This is a genomic window from Shewanella halotolerans, from assembly GCF_019457535.1.
GTDB lineage: Bacteria > Pseudomonadota > Gammaproteobacteria > Enterobacterales > Shewanellaceae > Shewanella > Shewanella halotolerans.
The window spans coordinates 4,372,193-4,392,152 of record NZ_CP080417.1 but is presented as its reverse complement, the minus strand read 5'-3'; the positions used below and the strand labels follow the sequence as shown (position 1 = coordinate 4,392,152).

Annotated in this window: 21 protein-coding genes; 14 read left to right on the top strand and 7 right to left on the bottom strand. The window is 56.7% G+C overall.

All coding sequences use genetic code 11. The features are described from left to right. Nucleotide 1 precedes the first annotated feature (1 nt). From gspF to K0H81_RS18985, 9 genes are all read left to right on the top strand, one after another. The gene (gspF, locus tag K0H81_RS19025) at nucleotides 2-1,222 is read left to right on the top strand and encodes a type II secretion system inner membrane protein GspF (RefSeq protein WP_144201428.1); all 1,221 of its coding nucleotides are present in this window, start codon (nucleotides 2-4) and stop codon (nucleotides 1,220-1,222) included. 71 nt (nucleotides 1,223-1,293) lie between these two features. Then, nucleotides 1,294-1,728, top strand: a complete 435-nt coding sequence (gspG, locus tag K0H81_RS19020) for a type II secretion system major pseudopilin GspG (protein ID WP_011867410.1) — start codon at nucleotides 1,294-1,296, stop codon at nucleotides 1,726-1,728. A 20-nt stretch (nucleotides 1,729-1,748) separates the two neighbouring features. Beyond that, the gene (gene gspH / locus K0H81_RS19015; protein WP_220059357.1) at nucleotides 1,749-2,327 is read left to right on the top strand and encodes a type II secretion system minor pseudopilin GspH; all 579 of its coding nucleotides are present in this window, start codon (nucleotides 1,749-1,751) and stop codon (nucleotides 2,325-2,327) included. Continuing rightward, the gene (gspI, locus tag K0H81_RS19010; protein WP_220059356.1) at nucleotides 2,320-2,724 is read left to right on the top strand and encodes a type II secretion system minor pseudopilin GspI; all 405 of its coding nucleotides are present in this window, start codon (nucleotides 2,320-2,322) and stop codon (nucleotides 2,722-2,724) included. Before gspH ends, gspI begins: the two co-directional genes overlap by 8 nt. Continuing rightward, nucleotides 2,705-3,499, top strand: a complete 795-nt coding sequence (gene gspJ, locus K0H81_RS19005; protein ID WP_220059355.1) for a type II secretion system minor pseudopilin GspJ — start codon at nucleotides 2,705-2,707, stop codon at nucleotides 3,497-3,499. Before gspI ends, gspJ begins: the two co-directional genes overlap by 20 nt. After that, on the top strand, nucleotides 3,492-4,490 hold the full coding sequence (gspK, locus tag K0H81_RS19000; protein WP_220059354.1) for a type II secretion system minor pseudopilin GspK: 999 nt from the start codon (nucleotides 3,492-3,494) through the stop codon (nucleotides 4,488-4,490). The genes gspJ and gspK overlap by 8 nt, the downstream gene beginning before the upstream one ends. Nucleotides 4,491-4,574: 84 nt before the next feature. Continuing rightward, nucleotides 4,575-5,765 (top strand): type II secretion system protein GspL, encoded by a 1,191-nt coding sequence (gspL, locus tag K0H81_RS18995; protein WP_144201438.1) that lies wholly within the window; start codon nucleotides 4,575-4,577, stop codon nucleotides 5,763-5,765. Between the two features lies 1 nt (nucleotide 5,766). Then, nucleotides 5,767-6,243 (top strand): type II secretion system protein M, encoded by a 477-nt coding sequence (locus K0H81_RS18990; RefSeq protein WP_220059353.1) that lies wholly within the window; start codon nucleotides 5,767-5,769, stop codon nucleotides 6,241-6,243. 20 nt (nucleotides 6,244-6,263) lie between these two features. Continuing rightward, nucleotides 6,264-7,025, top strand: coding sequence for a type II secretion system protein N (locus tag K0H81_RS18985; protein WP_220059352.1), 762 nt, complete (start codon nucleotides 6,264-6,266; stop codon nucleotides 7,023-7,025). 77 nt (nucleotides 7,026-7,102) lie between these two features. On the opposite strand, the gene K0H81_RS18980 is transcribed toward K0H81_RS18985, so the two are convergent. Together K0H81_RS18980 and rsmD are read right to left on the bottom strand one after the other, a co-directional pair. Beyond that, the gene (locus tag K0H81_RS18980; RefSeq protein WP_220059351.1) at nucleotides 7,103-7,393 is read right to left on the bottom strand and encodes a DUF1145 domain-containing protein; all 291 of its coding nucleotides are present in this window, start codon (nucleotides 7,391-7,393) and stop codon (nucleotides 7,103-7,105) included. Beyond that, nucleotides 7,393-7,980: a 16S rRNA (guanine(966)-N(2))-methyltransferase RsmD gene (gene rsmD, locus K0H81_RS18975; RefSeq protein WP_220059350.1), complete on the bottom strand. Its 588-nt coding sequence runs from the start codon at nucleotides 7,978-7,980 to the stop codon at nucleotides 7,393-7,395. Before rsmD ends, K0H81_RS18980 begins: the two co-directional genes overlap by 1 nt. Before the next feature lie 248 nt (nucleotides 7,981-8,228). Between rsmD and ftsY the strand changes: the two genes are divergently transcribed. The 4 genes from ftsY to rpoH all read left to right on the top strand — a co-directional run bounded on the left by ftsY (nucleotide 8,229) and on the right by rpoH (nucleotide 12,787). Next, on the top strand, nucleotides 8,229-9,836 hold the full coding sequence (gene ftsY / locus K0H81_RS18970; RefSeq protein ID WP_220059349.1) for a signal recognition particle-docking protein FtsY: 1,608 nt from the start codon (nucleotides 8,229-8,231) through the stop codon (nucleotides 9,834-9,836). 119 nt (nucleotides 9,837-9,955) lie between these two features. Beyond that, nucleotides 9,956-10,657, top strand: coding sequence for a cell division ATP-binding protein FtsE (ftsE, locus tag K0H81_RS18965; RefSeq protein ID WP_144201448.1), 702 nt, complete (start codon nucleotides 9,956-9,958; stop codon nucleotides 10,655-10,657). 14 nt (nucleotides 10,658-10,671) lie between these two features. Beyond that, nucleotides 10,672-11,637: a permease-like cell division protein FtsX gene (gene ftsX, locus K0H81_RS18960; RefSeq protein ID WP_144201450.1), complete on the top strand. Its 966-nt coding sequence runs from the start codon at nucleotides 10,672-10,674 to the stop codon at nucleotides 11,635-11,637. Between the two features lie 292 nt (nucleotides 11,638-11,929). After that, nucleotides 11,930-12,787, top strand: a complete 858-nt coding sequence (gene rpoH, locus K0H81_RS18955) for an RNA polymerase sigma factor RpoH (RefSeq protein ID WP_144201452.1) — start codon at nucleotides 11,930-11,932, stop codon at nucleotides 12,785-12,787. A 39-nt stretch (nucleotides 12,788-12,826) separates the two neighbouring features. Here rpoH and menE read toward each other — a convergent pair whose 3' ends face one another. The 5 genes from menE to K0H81_RS18930 all read right to left on the bottom strand — a co-directional run bounded on the left by menE (nucleotide 12,827) and on the right by K0H81_RS18930 (nucleotide 18,473). Beyond that, the gene (menE, locus tag K0H81_RS18950) at nucleotides 12,827-14,383 is read right to left on the bottom strand and encodes an o-succinylbenzoate--CoA ligase (RefSeq protein WP_220059348.1); all 1,557 of its coding nucleotides are present in this window, start codon (nucleotides 14,381-14,383) and stop codon (nucleotides 12,827-12,829) included. Next, entirely contained in the window at nucleotides 14,380-15,438 is a 1,059-nt protein-coding gene (gene menC, locus K0H81_RS18945; protein WP_144201456.1) for an o-succinylbenzoate synthase, read from the bottom strand. The genes menE and menC overlap by 4 nt, the downstream gene beginning before the upstream one ends. Next, the gene (menH, locus tag K0H81_RS18940) at nucleotides 15,435-16,232 is read right to left on the bottom strand and encodes a 2-succinyl-6-hydroxy-2,4-cyclohexadiene-1-carboxylate synthase (protein WP_144201458.1); all 798 of its coding nucleotides are present in this window, start codon (nucleotides 16,230-16,232) and stop codon (nucleotides 15,435-15,437) included. The genes menC and menH overlap by 4 nt, the downstream gene beginning before the upstream one ends. Beyond that, nucleotides 16,232-17,935 (bottom strand): 2-succinyl-5-enolpyruvyl-6-hydroxy-3-cyclohexene-1-carboxylic-acid synthase, encoded by a 1,704-nt coding sequence (menD, locus tag K0H81_RS18935; protein ID WP_220059347.1) that lies wholly within the window; start codon nucleotides 17,933-17,935, stop codon nucleotides 16,232-16,234. The genes menH and menD overlap by 1 nt, the downstream gene beginning before the upstream one ends. A gap of 109 nt (nucleotides 17,936-18,044) precedes the next feature. Next, nucleotides 18,045-18,473 (bottom strand): Lrp/AsnC family transcriptional regulator, encoded by a 429-nt coding sequence (locus K0H81_RS18930; RefSeq protein ID WP_220059346.1) that lies wholly within the window; start codon nucleotides 18,471-18,473, stop codon nucleotides 18,045-18,047. A 169-nt stretch (nucleotides 18,474-18,642) separates the two neighbouring features. On the opposite strand from K0H81_RS18930, the gene yjeH reads away from it, so the two are divergent. Beyond that, complete coding sequence (gene yjeH, locus K0H81_RS18925; RefSeq protein ID WP_220059345.1) at nucleotides 18,643-19,902, top strand: L-methionine/branched-chain amino acid transporter; 1,260 nt, start codon at nucleotides 18,643-18,645, stop codon at nucleotides 19,900-19,902. Nucleotides 19,903-19,960 lie beyond the last annotated feature (58 nt).

The following is a 19,960-nucleotide window of genomic DNA, read 5'->3' as shown; positions in this document are numbered from 1 at the left end:
CATGCCAGCATTTGAGTACAAGGCGTTAAACGCCCAGGGCAAACAGCAGAAAGGGGTTGTCGAGGCCGATACGGCTCGCCATGCCAGGGGACAACTGCGCGAGCTGCGTCTGATGCCGCTGGAGATCACCCCTGTGGTCGAGAAGGAAGCCAAGGCAAAGAGCGGCGGTTTCAGCTTCAAGCGTGGCATCTCGGTCGCCGAGCTGGCGCTGATCACCCGTCAGATCGCCACCCTGGTGGCCGCCGGCCTGCCGGTAGAAGAGGCCCTCAAGGCCGTGGGTCAGCAGTGTGAAAAGGATCGTCTCGCCAGCATGGTGATGGCGGTGCGCTCTCGCGTGGTCGAGGGTTACAGCCTGGCCGATTCCATGGCCGAATTTCCCCATATCTTCGACGATCTTTACCGGGCCATGGTTGCCTCGGGCGAGAAATCGGGCCATCTCGAGGTGGTGCTCAACCGCCTCGCCGACTATACCGAGCGTCGTCAGCAGTTAAAGACCAAGATGACCCAGGCGATGATCTATCCCATCGTTTTGACCCTGGTTGCCATTAGCGTGATCGCCATCCTGCTGGCCGCCGTGGTGCCTCAGGTGGTGGGTCAGTTCGAACATATGGGTCAGGAACTGCCCTGGACCACACAGTTTTTGATCGCCTCATCGGATTTTGTTCGCGACTATGGCCTGATCGTCATAGGCGTCATCATCGCTCTGGTGGTGGGCGCCAAGCAGCTGCTGCGCAGCGCGGCTAACAGGATGAAGTTCGATACCGCAATATTAAAGATGCCGGTTGTCGGCCGGGTGAGTAAGGGCTTGAATACGGCGCGTTTTGCACGCACCCTGAGTATCCTTACTGCCAGTTCGGTGCCTCTGCTCGATGCAATGCGTATCGCCAGCGAGGTCTTGATGAATGTCCGGGTACGGGCGGCGGTCGAAGAGGCCACGGCCAGGGTACGTGAAGGTACTAGCCTAGGCGCGGCACTCGCCAATACTAAACTTTTTCCCCCTATGATGCTCTATATGATCACCTCGGGTGAAAAGAGTGGTCAGCTGGAGCAGATGCTTGAGCGCGCCGCGGACAACCAAGACAGAGAATTTGAGTCTAACGTCAACATCGCCCTTGGGGTGTTCGAGCCCATGCTGGTGGTCAGCATGGCGGCCGTGGTGCTGTTTATCGTCCTGGCGATTCTGCAGCCGATCTTAGAACTCAACAACATGATTAGTGGTTAACGCCCAGGCGTTTATCACCAACTGCCGTCCTAGCCGCAGATGTTAGGGCATTTTTTATAGAGGAAGTATTAATGCAAGCAAGAAACAAGCAAAAAGGTTTTACCCTACTGGAAGTCATGGTGGTTATCGTTATCTTAGGGATCCTTGCTTCTATGGTTGTGCCTAACCTTATGGGCAACAAAGATAAAGCCGACATCCAGAAGGCGGTATCTGACATTGTTGCACTGGAAAATGCCTTGGACATGTATCGTCTGGACAACAGCGTCTATCCGACGACAGAGCAGGGCCTCGAAGCCCTGGTACAGAAGCCGACTATCTCACCCGAGCCGCGTAACTACCGCGCCGATGGTTATGTGAAGCGTCTGCCACAGGATCCATGGCGTAACGATTACCTGCTATTGAGCCCAGGCGAGCAGGGTAAGATCGACATCTTCAGTGCCGGTCCTGACGGTCAACCGGGTACCGAAGATGATATCGGTAACTGGAATCTACAAGATTTCCAATAAGCCTTAAGACGAGTCTGTTTATGCGTGGCGTCCGCCAATTCGGTTTCACCCTGCTAGAGGTCCTGCTGGTCGTCTTGCTGATGGGATTGGCTGCCGCCGCGGTGACTTATACCACCAGCGGCGCCGACCAACACAAGGCGCTGGAGCGTACGGCCCGCCAGTTTATGGCGGCCACCGAGCTGGTGTTGGATGAGACCATACTCAGCGGCCATTTCATCGGCATCGTCATCGACAAGCAGCGCTACGAGTTTGTGGTCTACGATGAGGGCAAATGGAAGCCACTGCAACAAGATCGCCTGCTGGCGGCCAAAGAGATGGAGCCTGGGGTAGAGATGGAGTTGGTGCTCGACGGCTTGCCCCTAACCCAGGGAGATGAAGAGGATGAGTCCTGGTTCGATGAGCCACTTATCGAACCCAGCGAAGAAGAGAAGAAAAAGTTTCCCGAGCCTCAGGTGCTGCTGTTTCCTAGCGGCGAGATGAGCGTCTTCGAGCTGACCTTCGTCGGTAAAGATGAGCGTGGCCAAGAGATTGAGGCCCTGGTGGTTGGCGATGCCTTAGGCCGCCTGACCCTGGGCAGAGAGGATGGATTCGATGAGTAAGCGCAGGCTAGGCCTGAGTCTCGCGGGCAGACGCCGTAGCGCCGGCATGACCCTGCTCGAGGTGATCGTGGCCCTCATGGTGTTTGCCATCGCCGCCGTCTCCATCACCAAGAGCCTGGGTGAGCAGATGGCCAACATGCCGATCCTCGAGGAGCGCACCCTGGCTCAGTGGGTGGCCAGCAATCAGATGGTGGATGCCCGCCTGGAGAAGAAATTTCCAGATCTCGGCCGTAAAGACGGCAGCGTCGAACTGGCGGGAAAAGAGTGGTATTGGCGCAAAGAGGTGGTGAAAACCACAGATGATAATTTTCGAATGATACGCATCAGTGTCAGTGACGATGAGCGCTATAAGCGCATCATCGCCCAGGTGAGCAGTTATGTGCTTAAGCAAGACTAAGCGGGCACAGGGCTTTACCCTGCTGGAGATGCTGATCGCCATCGCCATCTTCGCCATGCTGGGCCTGGCGGCGAATGCCGTGCTCAGCACTGTGATGAAAAACGATGAGGTCACCGCCGAGTTTGCTCAGCGGCTCAAGTCGTTGCAACAGGGCTTCGGTGCCTTGGAGCGGGATTTTGGCCAGATGGTGGCCCGAACTCCGCGTCTGCTAGAAGGCGGGCGTGGCTCGACCGTGATTCAAACCGGCAAAGACCTGTTTGATTCAGAGTCTGAGGCCATCGTCTTCTACCGTATCGGCTGGTTGAATCCTGACGGGCTCTTGCCCCGGGGCAGCCTGCAGTCGGTGGCCTATGTGGTGCAGGAAAACAACCTGGAGCGTTGGTATTTTCCCTATCCCGAGCCGGAGTTTGGCGCAGAGCCGATTAAGACTGTGGTGATTAAAAACGTCCTTTCGGTGGAGTATTCCTTCTATGTCGAGGACAAATGGCAGCGTAAGTTTGATGCCACTAGCCTGCCCAAGGTGATCGCCATGGAAATTGAGGTGGAAGGCCTGGGCAAGATACAGCGCAAGTTCCTGTTACCTTTGGGAGCTATGCTGAGTGAAAATGGCTCGGGCAACAATAACGGTAACAATAACGGTAACAATAACGGTAATAACAACGGCAACAACAAGGGTAGTAACGGCGGCAATAACAACGGCAACAACTCGGGCGGTAATAATACGGGTGGCAACAACAGTGGCGGTGCCGGTGGCAAGGAAGATGACGATGAATAGCTTGCCAGGAAAGCAGCGTGGGGTCGCGCTGATCGTCGTCTTGTTGATCGTGGCCATGATCGCCATCATAGCCACTAATATCAACAGCCGTAACCAGATCTCGGTGCGCCGCACCATTAACCTGGCGCAGTATGATCAGGCCTATTGGTATGCGATCTCGGCCGAAGAGCTGGCCAAGAAGGTGTTGAAACAAGATTTGGACGATGCCGATGACGGCAAGGTGCATCGCCAGCAATATTGGGCCCAGGCCGATGTGGTGTTTCCCGCCGAGCAAGGTGAGATAGGAGGTCGTATCAGCGATCTGCAGGCCTGTTTCAACCTAAACGCCCTGGCGATCGAGACCACAGAGGTGGAAAACGGCCAACCCAAGCTGCCGCTGGCGGCGGTACAATTTAAGGGGCTGTTGGTGGCGCTGGGGATGGATGATTTTTCAGCCGAGCGCCTTACCCATACGCTGAAAGATTATATCGATGAGGACACGGTCGCCAGCCCGTTCGGCGCCGAAGATGCCGACTATGAGTCGCGCACCGTGCCTTACCGGGCGGCTAACACCCTGATGAGCCATCGAAGCGAGCTGCGGGCGGTCATCGGCTTCAGCCAGGAGGTCTATCTCAAGTTGGCGCCCTATATCTGCGTCATTCCTGGCTATGACCGCCAGGTGTTGAACGTCAACACTGTAGAGGTGGAGCAGGCGGCGCTGCTGGCGGGCATGTTTGATAATAAGATCAGCGTGGGCGAGGCCGAGAGCATCATTAATCAGCGCCCAGGTGACGGCTATGACAGCCTGGATGACTTCTGGTCTAATGGTTCTATCTCAGGGCTGCGTCAGGACAAGAATCTGGAATCGAGTTTTAGCCTCAAGAGTCAGTATTTTCTGCTGGAGGCGGGCGCTAAGGTTGATAGCGCCACCTTCAGGATGCAAAGTGTATTACGTGTGGGCGGTAACAACCAGCTGGACGTCTTGACCCGTCAATATGGCGGCCAAAAATAATCTCTTAGGTGGGCAGCGCTCGTCTAGGCTAATAAAAGGACAAGCTCATCGAGAGCAACTTAATGAGACTTGTGGAGAAAGACATTGAGTGAAAGATTATTTATCCGATTAGGAAGAAGCGCGGAGCAGAGCTGCTCTTGGCTGGTATGGTCGGAGCAAGAGCAGGAGATCATCGCCTCGGGAGAACTGAGCGACGCCCAGGGGCTGTCGACCCTGACCGAACGCGCCGGCAACCGTCCGGTGGATATTTTGGTGCCCGCCTCAGCCATTACCCTTACCTCGGTGCAGCTACCGGAGAAGGGGCAGCGTCAGGCGCTTAAGGCCCTGCCTTTCATGCTGGAAGAGACCCTGGCCGAGAATGTCGATGAACTGCATTTTGTCCCCGGCCCCCGCAATGGCGAGTCGCTGAGTGTTGCCGTGGTGGCTCACGAGCAGATGCAGACCTGGCTCTCCTGGTTGAGCGAGGCCGGTATCAAGGCGCGTCAACTGGTGCCCGACTGTCTTGCCCTGCCGCTACAGGAATGCCAGTGGGCGGCGATGAAATTTGGCCCGGATTACCTGCTGCGTACCAGCACGGGTAGCGGCGTCAGCCTGGATGCCAGCTGGTTCCAGGCCGCCCTGCCAAGACTCGCCGAGGCCCAGGAAGAGACGCCTATCACCCTGGCCAGCTACAGCGATCTGGATATCCAAGGGGTCGAGGTCAAGCCTCAGCCGCTGGATCTGCCTATGTTGGTGTTGGCCAAGGGGATCCTCAACGCGCCATTAAATCTGCTCAGCGGTATCTATACCCCTAAGCGCGAATACAGCAAGCATCTGCTGCTATGGCGTAACGCTGCCATCGTCATCCTGGTGGCACTGGTGTTGGCCCTGGTCAACAAGGGACTCAATATCCACCAAATGAACGTCGAGCGTGAAGGCCTGCAGCAGCAGACGGGTGAGATCTTCAAGCAGGTGATGGGCAGCTCGCGCATGGTGAACGTGCGCTCGCAGATGGAGAGTCAGCTGCGCACCCTGCAAGGCGCGGGCGGCGGCATGGCCTTCTTCACCATGCTAGACGATCTTGCCGTTGGTTTCGATAAGGTGCCTGAGCTCAAGCCGACCAGTCTGCGTTTCGACGGCGGCCGTAATGAGCTGCGCATGCAGATCACCGCCAAGAGTTATGCCCAGATTGAACAGTTTAAGGAGCTGATCTCGCCTCACTTCCAGGTGGATTCTGGCGCCATGAACAGCGGCGAAGATGAAGTGACCAGTACCTTAACCCTGAGGAGCAAGTAAGATGGACAACATTAAGACGTGGTGGAATGGCTTAGTGTTGCGCGAGCAGCAGCTCGTGGCGGCTTGCGCCATAGTGTTGGTGCTCGGCATCTTCTACTGGGGGATCTGGACGCCTATCAGCCAGGCCGAAGAGGATGCCCAGCGTAACCTGGCGGCTCAGGAGAGCACGCTCAACTATGTGAAGCAGACGGCCAACAAGATAGCCGGCCTCAAGCAAAGCGGCGGTAAGAAGGGCTTCTCCGGTAGTCTCAGCGCCGTGGTGACCCAGAGTGCTAAAAGCTATGGCCTGGAGATCACCCGCATGCAGCCCCAGGGCAATAAGATCCAGGTATGGATGGACGAGGTGCCCTTCGATTCGCTCTTGGATTACCTGAGCGATCTGGTGCAACAGAAGGGGCTCTCCCTGGAGAATATCGATCTGGCCGATGGTGAGACCGAAGGCTTCGTCAAGGTGCGTCGTATCCAGTTCTCGCAGTAACAAAGTAGTAAGGGTTTTTTGTGAGTCTAGTGAAAAAAATTGTTATCGGCGTTTTCGTCTATCTGGTGTTTCTGTTCGCCCTGTTTCCGGCGAGTCTGGCGGTTAAGTTAGCGCCCCTGCCTAAGCAGGTGAACGCCTCTGGGATCTCTGGCACCATCTGGTCCGGTGAGATTGATAGCTTAATGCTGCAGAAGCGCCGCCTGGAGCAGGTGAGCTGGCAGCTGAGCCCCTGGGGCCTGCTGACGGGCAGGGCTAACATCGACTTCGTGGTGGGCAGCCGCGCCACCGCCGTAAATGGTAAGGGTTTCGTAAGCCTGTCTATGTCTGGTATCGATGCCAGCGGCGTGCGTTTCGACGCGCCGAGCGAGTTCCTGGTGGGCAACGCGCGTCTGCCGTTTCGTACCCAGGTAGGGGGCAACTTCAGCCTGATGCTGCAAGACCTGGAGCAGGGCGTACCTTGGTGTCAGCAGCTCACGGGTAAACTCTTTGCCCAGCAGTTGCAGGTGAATAACCAGTTCGGTAAGTATCCTCTGGGTGATGTCGCCGTGGCGCTGAGCTGTGTCGATGGCAACATCAAGGTGCAGACGGATGACAGCATGAATGCCTTAGGCCTCAGTGGTCATGCGCTGCTTAAGGCCGACAAGCTGGTGCAGGTAACCGCCAAGATCAAAGAGACAGAGGCGCAGTCCGACGATCTTAAGCAGGCGCTAAGCTTCCTCGGTAAGCGCGACAGCCAGGGCTACTACCCGATCAACTATCAGGGACGGGTCCCCGGCCTCTAGTGGTTAAGATTAAGATATAAAAAAGCCCCTTTATGGGGCTTTTTTATGGCTGCTTATCTTTAGCAAAAGATCAGCGTTTAGGCCTGATTGTCGGTGACGCCTTGCTGCATCACGCGCTGGCGATATTCCAGCAGGCTGAAGACGCCAAAGAGCATGACACTCAGGTAATCGCCGTAACCTATGGTCATCAGCGGCTTAAACAGGGTGCGGAAGATCAGCGTCTGTAGGCCGTGCATCACCAGAGTGATCCCAAGTAGCAGCGTCAGCAACATGCCTATGTTGCCTTCTGCCGGGACAAACAGGTTGTAGAGCATCACGGCCCAGGCAAATAGAGTGATCCCCTTGCCGATGAGAATGATCATTTTCATTATTCAGCCTCCGGACGTTCTACTCGATAAAGACGATAGGTCACCTGACCGGCCTGTTTCTCCTTGAGAGGAAGCCAGTGGGCAGGCAAGTTTAGCGGCGGATGCTCACGCTCCGTCTCCACATAGACGAGCGCATTCTCATTGAGCCATACCTGGGCATTCAGGCCGTCGATACAGGCCTGGGCTAATCCCTTGCGAAAGGGGGGATCGATGAAGACCACATCGAAGCCCTCGGCGGGCGGCGTCTTAAGCTGCACTAAGGTGTCGCCCTGTACCACCTCGGCGCAGTCGCATTTGAGGGTGGCAAGGTTTTGTTTGAGCTGTTTGGCCGCGCCGGCCTGTAGCTCGAATACCTTGGCGTATTTAGCGTAGCGAGAGAGCGCCTCGAAGCAGAGGGCGCCACTGCCGCCGAAGCAGTCGAGCACGCGGGCGCCGGGAAGATCCCCTGCGATCCAGTTAAACAGGGTTTCCCTGACTCTGTCTGTGGTGGGCCTTAGCCCCTCGAGATCTTGGATCGGGAGTTTTCTGGAACGCCATTGTCCGGCGATGATCCTCACCTGTCCGCTTGCGGGTCGATTTCTTGCCATTTTCTACCTGTATTTTGTGGATTCATTTAGCGGAATTTGGCCTGACCAGATTAAGTGTTAGACTGTTGCGCTAAATTGAGGTCGCTATTTTAACGTAAAGCATAATAAAAAGGTGTAAAGCCCGGGGCATTAGCGAAAAAAATGCCGTGTTTTTCTGCGTCAATAGCCTAGCTATCTGGTTATAATAACGGGCGCAAAACGACTTTATAGCGAATTTTGAATCAGTTAGTTGAGTACTGGTATTACACATGGCAAAAAAAGGTTTTTTTTCTTGGTTCCGCAAAGATAAATCTGAGCAGGAAGCGGCGGCACCAGAAGTAGAAGTTTCGACCCAGGCAGAAGCCGAACAGGCTAGCGTCGAAGAAGATAATGCACGCCTAGCTGCCGAACAGGCAGAGCAGGCAGAGCAGGCAGAGCAGCAACGCCTAGCCGCCGAGCAGACAGAGCAGCAACGTATAGCCGAGGAGCAGGCTCGCGTCGAAGCGGAGAACGCCCGTCTGGCTGCCGAACAGGCCCGTCTCGAAGCAGAGAGTGAGCGTCTAGCTGCGGAACAAGCTGAGCTGGAGCGTTTAACTGCGGAGCAGGCTGAGCAGGAACGCATCGCCGAGGAGCAGGCCCGCGTCGAGGCAGAGAATGCCCGTCTTGCTGCCGAGCAGGTAGAGCAAGAGCGTTTAGCAGCCGAGCAGGCTGAGCAGCAACGCATCGCCGAGGAGCAGGCTCGCGTCGAGGCAGAGAATGCCCGTCAAGCTGCCGAGCAGGCTCGCGTCGAGGCAGAGAATGCCCGTCTTGCCGCCGAGCAGGCAGAGCAAGAACGCCTTGCAGCCGAGCAGGCAGAGCAGGAGCATCTAGCCGCTGAGCAAGCAGAACAGACAGCGCAAGAGGAGCAGGTTGAACAACAGCCCGAGCCGCAGCAGAAGCCGACCAAAGAGGGTTTCTTTGCCCGCCTTAAACGCGGACTGAAGCGCACCAGTGAGAATATCGGTAGTGGTTTCATCGGCCTGTTCAAGGGCAAGAAGATCGATGATGAGCTATTCGAAGAGCTGGAAGAGCAGCTGTTGATCGCCGATGTGGGGGTAGAAACCACCAGTCGCCTGATCGCCAGTCTGACCGAGCAGGCAAGCCGTAAGCAGCTGAAAGATGGCGAGGCCCTCTATGAGCTGATGCGTGAAGAGATGCAGAAGACTCTGGAGCCGGTGAGCATTCCTCTGGTGCCGGAAAACAGTGACGGACCTTTCGTTATCCTTATGGTCGGCGTTAACGGCGTGGGTAAGACCACCACTATCGGTAAGCTGGCCAAGCAGTATCAACAGCAGGGCAAGTCGGTGATGTTGGCGGCGGGCGATACCTTCCGCGCCGCGGCCGTCGAGCAGCTGCAGGTCTGGGGTCAACGTAATGATATTCCAGTGATCGCCCAGCACACAGGTGCAGACAGTGCCTCGGTACTGTTCGATGCGCTGCAGGCGGCGCGTGCCCGTAAGATAGACATCTTGATCGCCGATACGGCGGGACGCCTACAGAATAAGGCCCATCTGATGGATGAGCTGAAGAAAGTGGTGCGTGTGATGAAGAAACAAGATGAGAGCGCCCCTCACGAGGTGATGTTGACCCTGGATGCGAGTACGGGTCAGAATGCCATTAGCCAGGCGCAGCTGTTCAAAGAGGCGGTTGGCGTCACGGGTATCACCATGAGCAAGCTCGATGGCACGGCCAAGGGCGGGGTGATCTTTGCCATCGCAGATAAATTTGGCATCCCAATTAGGCACATAGGTGTCGGTGAGCAGATCGACGATCTAAGGCCTTTCGATGCGAAAGACTTTGTCGACGCCCTGTTCAGCCATGAGGATGATGCCAAGTAGCAAATGTCTGAACTCGGGCATAATGCCAGGGCCAGCCGATTTCGGCTGGCCTCATCAAGACACTATTGCAACAATCTAATTTCAACAATCTGATTTCAACAACCTAAGATTGGGTACTTATGATTCGATTTGAGCAGGTTAGCAAGGTTTATCCCGGTGGTCAGAAGGCCCTCTCCGACGTAAGTTTTCATCTGAAACGCGGTGAGATGGCATTTTTAACCGGCCACTCCGGGGCGGGCAAGAGTACCCTGCTTAAATTGATCACTGTGATCGAACGGGCCAATGCCGGCCGAGTAGCCATCAATGGCCACGACATTGCTAACATCCGCCCCAAGGATGTCCCCTTCCTGCGCCGGGATATCGGCATGATCTTCCAAAACCATCACCTGCTGATGGACCGCAGCGTCTTTGACAATATAGCCTTGCCTCTGGTGATCGAGGGCTTCGCCCTGCATGAGATCAAGAAGCGGGTGCTAGCGGCGCTGGATATGGTGGGTCTGTATGGCAAGGAGCGTCACTATCCCATCATGTTGTCCGGCGGTGAACAGCAACGGGTGGGGATCGCCCGCGCCATCGTCAACAAGCCGCCACTGCTGTTGGCCGATGAGCCTACGGGTAACCTGGATCCTAAGTTGTCCATGGATATCCTGCGCCTGTTTGAAACCTTTAACGATGCCGGCACGACTGTGCTGATCGCCACCCATGATCTGGGCCTGATCGCCAGAATGCGTTATCGCACCCTGACCCTGAAACAGGGGCGTATCCTGGGTGGTGACGAGCTGGCGAGCACTCACACAACTGCCAGTGCCTTCGGCGAATAATTGAGGAGAGTCACATGAGTCAGCAACCTCAATTGGTGCGCAGTAAGCTTCCTATCAGCGGTCGTATCGTGATGTTTTTTATCCGTCATATTCAACATGCCATGGGCAGCATGGGGGAGTTATGGCGCAATCCAGTTTCCTCGCTGATGACCATGGCCGTGCTGGGGGTAAGCCTTAGCCTGCCGGCGGCCCTGCAGGTGTTGGTGAAGAACGCCGAGACCATTACTCAGTCCTGGAACAGCGCCGCCGAGATCTCCCTGTTTATCGACGAGGGACGCAGCGAGCGCAGTATACAGAGCCTCATCAGCCGTATCAGCGCCTACCCTGAGGTGAGCGCCGTCAGCTATATCGACCGCGACAAGGCCCTGGAAGAGTTTCAGCGCCTGTCGGGTTTTGGCGAGGCCTTGGCTTATCTGGATGAGAATCCGTTACCTGCGGTGATCACGGTAACCCCGAGTATCAAGCACGCCAGCCCTAATGGCGCCCGCGAGCTGCTAAAGAAGCTAGAGCTCGAACCTGAGGTAAGCTTTGGTCGACTGGATATTGAGTGGCTGGAGCGCCTGCAGGCCGTGGTGAGGCTGCTGGAGCGCACCGTGATGGCCATCGCCGCCCTGCTGGTGTTGGCCGTGGTGCTGGTGATAGGTAACACCATACGTCTGGCCATCATGAATCGCCGCACCGAGATCGAGGTGATGAAGCTGGTGGGCGCCACAGAGGCCTTTATTCAGCGTCCCTTCCTCTATACCGGGATCTGGTTTGGGGTGATCGGCGGCGTACTGGCCTGGGTGATCATCAATCTGCTGGTTTGGTATCTGGACGGCGCCCTGGCGAGCCTGCTCGGCCTCTATGGCAGTACGCTGGAGATGCAGTCGCTGACCCTGGTTGAGCTGGGCGAGCTGATACTCTTGGCCTCCTTCCTCGGTTGGTTAGGTTCCTACCTGTCGGTGCGTCAACACCTAAGGGCGATCGAGCCTTCCTAGGGGCTGTGCCACACAGGCTAAGCGGGTATTTATTGCCGCAGAAATAGGCTGGCCTGGGGGCTGGACTCCCGGGAATTTATGAACTAATTTTCACTTGCAATGTCTATAGAATCGGGTGAAATTAAACCCTGTTCAGCTTCGAGTGTTGACATAGACTGTCAGATAGTTAATAGTTCATCAGCTTGTCCCTGGGCGTAATCCCTTTCTTTATACTCCCACGGAATGCTGTCCTCAGACGGCGCTGAGCACCCGAAGCGTTAAATTTAAGCAAGATAAGAAGTTAGGAGCGTTAATGACTAATCAAACGCAATCAATGGCACTAATGGTACCTCAAAGCAGCAGTAGCATAGAGGCTTATATCCATTCTGCGCACAACATTCCTATGTTGGAGGCGAATGAGGAGTATGAGCTGGCGAAACGTCTGCAGGAGACCGGTGACATTCAGGCTGCGAAGCAGTTGATTATGTCTCATCTTCGTTTCGTTATTCATGTCGCCAAAGGTTACGCGGGTTATGGTCTGCCACAGGCGGATCTGATCCAGGAAGGTAACATTGGTCTGATGAAGGCGGTAAAGCGCTTTGATCCCGATGTGGGTGTACGTCTTGTCTCGTTTGCCGTGCATTGGATTAAAGCCGAGATCCACGAATACGTGCTAAAAAACTGGCGTATCGTTAAGGTCGCGACCACCAAGGCGCAGCGTAAACTGTTCTTCAATCTGCGTAAGGCTAAGAAACGTCTTGGCTGGTTCAGCGATGAAGAGGTGACCATGGTGGCCGAAAACCTGGGCGTCTCGAAGAGCGATGTGACTGAGATGGAATCACGCATGGCGGCGCAGGATCCAGCCTTCGATCTGGCCAGTGACAACGATGACGATCAGGACTATGCCCCGGTGCATTACCTTGAGGATCATTCGTCTGATATCGCCTCTCAGGTCGAAAATGACAACTTCGAAGCCGATAACCAAACTCGTCTTCTGGCGGCCATCAAGACCCTTGATGAGCGTAGCCAGCATATTCTACAGGCGCGTTGGTTAGACGAAGATAAGACCACGCTGCAAGAGCTGGCGGCCACTTATCAAGTTTCTGCCGAGCGTATCAGGCAGCTTGAGAAGAACGCCATGAACAAGCTCAAGGGTCGCATGGAAATGTAACGCCCTAAGGTGAATAACAAAGAATGAAAAAACCTGCTATCAAGCAGGTTTTTTTGTGGCTAATCCATGGCGCTCGGCCACCGCCTGAATCACGAGTTTACGGGGTAACTTGAGTCCCGTCTGCTCGACCTCTGGCCAGGGGAAATAGCGCCGTGGGCGTTTAAAGCGGGCGATATGCTGGCAGAGAAACCCTTCGAGTTTCTCAAGCGATGCGACTTCCCCTTTGATGATGGCCACCGGCAGCAGGCCGAACTCCTCATCTGCTACGCCAAACACCAGCGCCTCCTCGATGCCGGGATAGCTTCTCAGCACTGCCTCTATCTCCTCGGGCTGCACGTTTTCGCCGCCACAGATAAACATGTTGTCCGTGCGCCCTAGTATGAGCAGCTCACCCTCGGGCGTGAATCGGCCGCGATCTTGGGTGCAGAACCAGCCATCGTCATCCAGCGGTCTGGCGATGCTATGGGGCGGTTTATCGCCCAGATAACCGAGAAACAGTGTCTCGCCGCGCACATAGATCACCTCATCGATAATATTCAGCTGACGCCCAGGCAGAGGCATGCCGCAACTGCCCTGGGCATTGGCTCTTGCCGTGGTGATCTGCGAGCTCATCTCTGTCATACCGTAGCTGGTAAATGCCGGAATGCCCAGCGGCGTCAGGCGTTCGATCAGCTGCTCATCCATAGCACTACCGCCCAGCAGCAGCGCCTTGAGGCCCTTAAGACTCTCGGGTGCGTCGTTAAGCAATCTCACTAGCTGAGTGGCCACCAGGGAGAGGTGAGTCAGAGGCATTGCCTTAAGCTGCTTTGCCAACGACAGGCCTGGTGCTGGCAGGGTTAGGGCCGCGCCGGCCAAGGCGCAGCGATTGACTATGGCCAGGCCGCCGATATGAAACAGCGGCAGGGAGAGCAGCCAGTTGTCCCCGCAAGCAAGGGGGATCTTCTGGGTCGAGCCCAGGGCACTGGCGATATGATTGTTGAGGCAGTGCACGGCGGCCTTGGGCATGCCGCTGCTGCCCGAGGTGAGTATGATGTTGCAGGGCCGCGCCGTGTCTATCCTGATTTTTTCTACTTTAGTTGCTTCTACTTTGGTTGGTTCGACTTTAGTTGCTTCTGCCTTGGTTGCTTTCTTGCTATCGCGAGTCGTGGTGAGTGACGCCTCGGCGTCTAATGTAAGCGTCAGGCCCGGTTCCGGCAGTAAGGCTTGATAGGCCTCGCCTGCCCAGAAATACTTAAAGCCGTAGCGATCGGCTATTGCGGCGATCTGCGCCTTGGGGAACCTTGGGTTTAACGGGCAGAAGATGGCGCCGAGATCGATACAGGCCCAGTAGAGGATCACCAGTGCCAGAGAGTTTTGGTCGACGCAGGCCAGCTTGTCGCCTGACGTTACGCCTAGATCATGCAGCTGGCGTGCGCACTGTCGTATCCTTTGGGATAGTTGAGCATAGTCGATGGCGCGGTAGCCGCCATCCTGCCAGTGATGCAGGGCGACTTGCCCGGGCGCCTTGGTCGCCATCAGGTGCAGCGGCGAGGTGTCTATGCTTTTCCGGCCAATGTCCTGGCTAGTTTCGTGGCCAATTTCCTTGCTGTGCTTCAAACCGCCTCCCGCAAGACCTGTTTCAGGCAGATCAGGTTTTCCAGCGTCAGGCAGCGACTCTTACCCGTAGATACCAGCAGATCGGCGCTAAAGGCGCTTAGGGTATCCAGTCCTGGCACCTCGTCAGGGGTCAGGGCCTCGCTGAGATCTCTCAGTGCATTGATGCCCAGGCTGGCTTCCAGGCTGGCGCTGAGAATGACCCGCACGCCCGCCTCGTGGGCCTTCTGAGTCAGGGTTTGAAGATTCGCCAGCGAGCCTAAGATCATCGGCTTGACGATGAGGGCGCTAAGCCCCGGCATCATGGTAAATCGGTAGCCTGGGTTACTCAGGGTCTCATCCAAGGCAAATCCTACTCCCAGGGCCTGATACAGGGCCGTGTTGTCGCCCGGGTTTTCACAAGGCTCCTCGATATACTCAATCGCCTCCAATGGCAGACAGGCGAGGAAATCGATAGCTGCTTCCAGGGTGAAGCAGCCGTTGGCGTCCAGCCTTAGCTTGAGATCGGGGCGACGGGCCAGGATGCGATGGATCATGGCAACCTCTTGCTCCATCGAGGTCTGTCCCACCTTGACCTTCACCGCATGAGTCGAGTTTTCCAAGTCATCTATGCGGGCATCCAGCGCCTGGGGCGATTCATCCTGCGCCTGATAGATGAGGGGGATGGTTCGCGCGCCTCGTCTGGCGGCGGGCAATCGGCCCGAGAGTCTGGCGTGAAGCAGCGAAAGGCCAAATGCCAAGGAGGGAAGTTGTGTCTCCTGGGCGAGTCTTGCCAGCTCGTCGACCGGTTGGTTTATCAGCTCATCCAGCAGGGGCATGAGTTGGTCGATCACTTGGTTCAGCGACTCCTGGCTAAAGCCTTTGAGGGGCTGTTCGTCCACATCCTGGCCGCTCAGGGGGGCTATCTCTACCTCATTGGTGACAGATTCGTCCTGCTCGGTTACCGCGCTGGCTCTGAGGACCAGCCCCTGACGGTTATCGATACGCTGCTTGCCCACCGGCAGCAGCTTGTCCAAGGGGATCTGATAGCGATAGAGGCTGAGTTGGCTGAGTATCATGCTTGTATCCTGAGATTAGCGATAAGGGTATCGCAAAAGGCCTCTGGCTGCGCCAGATGCACGTTGTGTCCGGCTTCCGGCACCTTGGTTAGGGATATCCCCTGTCTCGCCTGCCAGGCGCTCGCCAGGGCGAGAAACTTATCGTCCTGCAGGCCGACATAGTAGTGCCAGGGGAGCGCCAGCTCACTGGGTAACTGCGCCAGATTCGCCTGCTGCCCCAGAGAGGTGGGCAGGTAGATGCTGGCCAGCGCCTCGGGACTATTATGGGCCCGCTTCTGGATGAGCCTCTGCCGCTGCGCGTCGCTAAGGGAGGCAAACACCCCCTGCCTGTACCAGAGGGCGAGAAAATCTGTGATGGGCAGAGACAGTAACTTCTGCTGCCAGCGCCTATCCTGCTCCAGCCTCTGGGCTCTTTCTTCGTCATTGCTAAGCCCAGGATGACAAGATTCCAGATGTAGGCTGAGCAGACGCTCGGGCGCCCGTTTTACAAGATGTTGGGCGAGATGCAGGGCGATGCGGCCACCGAGTGAGTAACCCAGCAGATGAAAGCGATTTACCTTTAGCTCGTCCAGTGTCGAGAGGATATGGGTCACGACCCGCTGAAAGCCTGACGAGTCTGGATTGCCTTCGAGCGAAGGGCTGGCGCCATGACCGGGCAGATCCAGGGCGATACAGCAGAAATGGTGACTGAGCCGAGGGAGGATGGCCTGCCAGTCATCTTTATCTCCCAGCAGTCCATGCAATAAGACTAAGACGGGTCTTTGGCTGTCGCCATCGCATCGGTAGGCCAGCATCAGCTTTGCTTGATCCAGGCGGCGAGGCGCTCGATCTGTTCGCTGGCCTGATCCTGCGCCACACAGACCTCGATGACAGAGGCACCCGGGTAGGTGAGGGCATCGTCGTATGCCTCGTTGAAACTCACTATATCCTCGACGCGATTATAGGGCAGGCCGAACATGGCCGCGCCATAGCCAAATTCCAGGCCGTGGGCCAGACGATAATACCCGCTGCGCAGCTTCTCGTCGGGCACGGGCAGCAGGTTGAAGATGTTGCCGCCGTCGTTGTTGAGTATGACGATCACCAGAGTGCCCTGTTGCTTCGCCGCCAACGCCAATGAGTTGAGATCGTGCAGCTGTGACAGATCGCCGATGACAAGCGTGGTCGGGCTGGCCTTGTGGGCCGCTATTCCGCAGGCGGTGGCCAGCAGGCCGTCGATACCCGAGGCGCCGCGGTTGGTAAAGACGCGAGGCGCTAAGGGGGTGATGGGGGCGTACATGTCGTAGAGGCGTACCGGCAGGCTGTTACCGATAAACAGCTGCTGCTCACCGCGTCCGGCGATGGCGCGCACCACCTGGGCCTCACCAAACTCGGCGTCGTCTATCTGCTGCTGGAACAGGGTTGCCAGCTGCTCGTTGGCCTCGATCAGTTGCAGTGCCCAGTTGGCCTCGGAGGATCTCGGCCAGGGCAGTTGAGCAAAGGCGGCAAGTGGGCTTATCCACACCTGCTTGGCGCTATGGCTAGGATCGAGCCGGGTCTGACGCGGCAGCACCTGCCAGTAACGTTTCCATTTCTGCTCGCTAAGATAGTTAATCAGGCGTTTCGACAGCAGACGTCCGCCGAACACCAGCACAGTGTCGGCTTCCTGCAGCAGCGCCTTGGCCTTGGGCTGCAGCAGGAGTTGATCTATGTTGCCGATTGCCGCGCCATGTTGTCTCAGCTGAGACTGGGCGTCGGTCAGCAGTGGCCAGCCGAGCTTTTGCGCCAGTTCGATAAGCTGTTCGGGTTGCTGCTCGGGCGCCAGGGTGCCTGCGATAATCACGCCCTTGCCATGAACGAAGCGCGCCAGGGCGTCTGGCGTCGGCGCGCTGATCAGCTGGGCGTCGGCAAACAGGTTATAGGGCTGGGCGCTATGTTGCCAGTTGCCCAGCGGACTGAGGTAGTGAGTGAAATCGGCGCTCATGGAGCCCGGATAGAGGGGCTCTCGGTACATGCAGTTGACGTGTATCGGCCCCTTGGCGTTGGCGACCGACTCATCCAGTAGGGTGAGCAGCGCCTGGGGCGGTATCGCCATATCCGGAGTCGGCAGATTGACCTGTTTGGCATAGTCGGCAAAAATCTCCGGCTGCACGATCGCCTGATTGGCGCCGCAGCCCAGCAGCTCTGGCGGGCGATCGCCGGAGAGGACGATTAGCGGTACCTGGGTCAGCCAGGCCTCGACTATGGCAGGATAGAGGTTGGCGACCGCCGTGCCCGAGGTGGTGATGATGGCGACCGGGGCGCGGCTGGCCTTGGTCAGTCCCAGGGCGAGAAAGCCCAGGCCACGCTCATCGAAATGAAGATGCTGCTTGAGCTTGGTCTGTTTGGCCGCCGCCAGGGTGAGTGGGGTCGAGCGAGAGCCGGGCGCCATGCAGACATGTTGCACTCCAAGGCGTGCCAGCTCTTCGAGGATTAGCGAGCCCCAAAGAAGGTTCAATTCGGCGGTTTTTTCAATCTGCATAATGGTTTAACCAATGAAAGAGTTAAACGATAGTCTATCGTTAAGCATATAGTAAAGGAAACCACAGGCCTAAACTGTTACTCATGTTCAGGCATGAGAAATATCCATGTTAGCCGCGATTGTCGATCCATTCGCTCATCACCACATGGGTCTTGAGCTTGATGATGTCGGTCTGGGCGTCGATATATTCGCGGATCTCGTGCAGGCGGCGCATGGAGTTGGCCTGTACATAGACCAGGAGATCCATGTCGCCCGTGATGCCGCGACAGGTGATCACCTCGGGGATAGACTGGAACACATGCACCACATCGGCGCAGCGGGGACAGCGGTGTTGGATCTCGAAGTAGGCGGAGACCCCCTCTTTCTGAGATTCGCTGAGCAGCACCTGATAACCGCGGATGATCCCCGTCTGTTCCAGTTTCTTGATCCGTTCGGAAACCGCGCTGCGCGACAGGCTGACGGTTTCGGCGATGCTGGAAACACTCTGTCTGGCGTCTTGTCTCAGGGCGTTGATGATGGCCTTATCAAACTTGTCCAAGCTGTCCTCTCTGGTATCTGACCAAGCATATGACCGACAAAGTGTCGGTAAATCGATAAAAATCCGTCAAAGTGTCGGCTCTAATTTGATTTTCGGCGGAAATCTTTGACAGATTGTTTGACTCGCTAAGTCTATACTATCCCCATAGATAACCCTAACAGAACCTAAGATGGAACATAATCACGGTACTATTGGTCGCTGGCAAGGTGCCGGTCTGATGGCCACCACTTTGCTTGGTACAGGCGTATTTATCCTGCCGGAGATGACGATTGCTACCGCGGGCAGTGGTGCCCTGCTAGCCTGGATACTACTCACCCTGGCGATTATCCCTGTGACCCTGGTATTTGCACGCCTGGCGGGGGTATTTCCCCATGCCGCCGGTCCTGCATACTTTGTTGAGAAGGCCTTCGGCCGCACCGCCGGACGCACGACGGGACTTATCTTCCTCCTAGTGGTGCCCATAGGCACGCCCGCCGCCATCTTGATGACCTTCCAGTTTATCAATGCCCTGGTGCCCCTGGTGGGTTGGCAGCAGCTGATGACCGAGCTGGCGCTGTTGCTGCTCCTGCTCGCACTTAACCTCAAGGGAATACAGGTGTCGGCCAAGTTGCAGTTTGCCCTGACCCTGGCCATAGTCTCCGTGGTGGTGATCCTGTTCGGCGCCTGTGGTGCCAAGCTTGGCGATCTCGAACTGGCGGCGCCCCAGGCGGGCAGCGATATGGGACTGGTGATGGCGGCGGCCGGTATCGCCTTCTGGAGTTTTCTCGGTATCGAGGCGATGACCCATCTGGCCAACGACTTCAAACGTCCGGATAAAGATATGCTGCCGGCGATGATCATAGGCAGCATCTTGGTGGGCCTGGTCTATGTCACCTGCACCTTACTCCTGCTGTTTGTGCCTAAGGGGGAGGGGCTCGCCATGGTGACCGCCTTCGATCATCTGCTTGGCGGTTATGGTGCTCAGGTGATAGGAATTCTGGGGATCGCTGGCGGGCTCTCTACGGTCAACGTCTATACCGCCAGTGTGGCCAGGTTGATCTGGAGTTTCAGTCGCGAAGGCGTGCTGCCCCGTTATTTCGACAAGCTCAATCAACACAGGGTGCCGGTACGGGCGCTGGTGGCCGTGCTGATCACCATGGCCACGGTTATCTGCCTGACTTACCTGTTCGGCCAGGAGCTGGAACATCTGATCGCCTGGACCAATGGAGTGTTCGTGCTCATCTATCTGGTTTCCATGCTGGCGGCGGCCAGGCTGCTGAGTAAGCGCTATCTGCCTCTGGTGATCATGGGCGTGGCCTTCTGTCTTGCCATGGCAGTGGCGCTGGGCGCTAACATGCTCTACGCCCTGCTGTTGGTGTCTGTGCTTGCCCCGCTACTCTGGTGGCAGAAGACTCACCTGGTGCGTAAGCAGACCTGCCGTGTTGGATAGGTGGCTTAATAGCCTTAGCCGAGTCTAACATGCCAAGGAGGCTGCCCTGGCAGCCTCC

Excerpts from the sequence above, each read along its gene's own strand:
- gspF (WP_144201428.1), top strand. The coding sequence starts at position 2 with ATGCCAGCATTTGAGTACAAGGCGTTAAACGCCCAGGGCAAACAGCAG.
- gspG (WP_011867410.1), top strand. The coding sequence starts at position 1,294 with ATGCAAGCAAGAAACAAGCAAAAAGGTTTTACCCTACTGGAAGTCATG.
- gspH (WP_220059357.1), top strand. The coding sequence starts at position 1,749 with ATGCGTGGCGTCCGCCAATTCGGTTTCACCCTGCTAGAGGTCCTGCTG.
- gspI (WP_220059356.1), top strand. The coding sequence starts at position 2,320 with ATGAGTAAGCGCAGGCTAGGCCTGAGTCTCGCGGGCAGACGCCGTAGC.
- gspJ (WP_220059355.1), top strand. The coding sequence starts at position 2,705 with ATGTGCTTAAGCAAGACTAAGCGGGCACAGGGCTTTACCCTGCTGGAG.
- gspK (WP_220059354.1), top strand. The coding sequence starts at position 3,492 with ATGAATAGCTTGCCAGGAAAGCAGCGTGGGGTCGCGCTGATCGTCGTC.
- K0H81_RS18990 (WP_220059353.1), top strand. The coding sequence starts at position 5,767 with ATGGACAACATTAAGACGTGGTGGAATGGCTTAGTGTTGCGCGAGCAG.
- K0H81_RS18980 (WP_220059351.1), bottom strand. The coding sequence starts at position 7,393 with ATGAAAATGATCATTCTCATCGGCAAGGGGATCACTCTATTTGCCTGG.
- rsmD (WP_220059350.1), bottom strand. The coding sequence starts at position 7,980 with ATGGCAAGAAATCGACCCGCAAGCGGACAGGTGAGGATCATCGCCGGA.
- ftsY (WP_220059349.1), top strand. The coding sequence starts at position 8,229 with ATGGCAAAAAAAGGTTTTTTTTCTTGGTTCCGCAAAGATAAATCTGAG.
- ftsE (WP_144201448.1), top strand. The coding sequence starts at position 9,956 with ATGATTCGATTTGAGCAGGTTAGCAAGGTTTATCCCGGTGGTCAGAAG.
- ftsX (WP_144201450.1), top strand. The coding sequence starts at position 10,672 with ATGAGTCAGCAACCTCAATTGGTGCGCAGTAAGCTTCCTATCAGCGGT.
- rpoH (WP_144201452.1), top strand. The coding sequence starts at position 11,930 with ATGACTAATCAAACGCAATCAATGGCACTAATGGTACCTCAAAGCAGC.
- menC (WP_144201456.1), bottom strand. The coding sequence starts at position 15,438 with ATGATACTCAGCCAACTCAGCCTCTATCGCTATCAGATCCCCTTGGAC.
- menH (WP_144201458.1), bottom strand. The coding sequence starts at position 16,232 with ATGCTGGCCTACCGATGCGATGGCGACAGCCAAAGACCCGTCTTAGTC.
- menD (WP_220059347.1), bottom strand. The coding sequence starts at position 17,935 with ATGCAGATTGAAAAAACCGCCGAATTGAACCTTCTTTGGGGCTCGCTA.
- yjeH (WP_220059345.1), top strand. The coding sequence starts at position 18,643 with ATGGAACATAATCACGGTACTATTGGTCGCTGGCAAGGTGCCGGTCTG.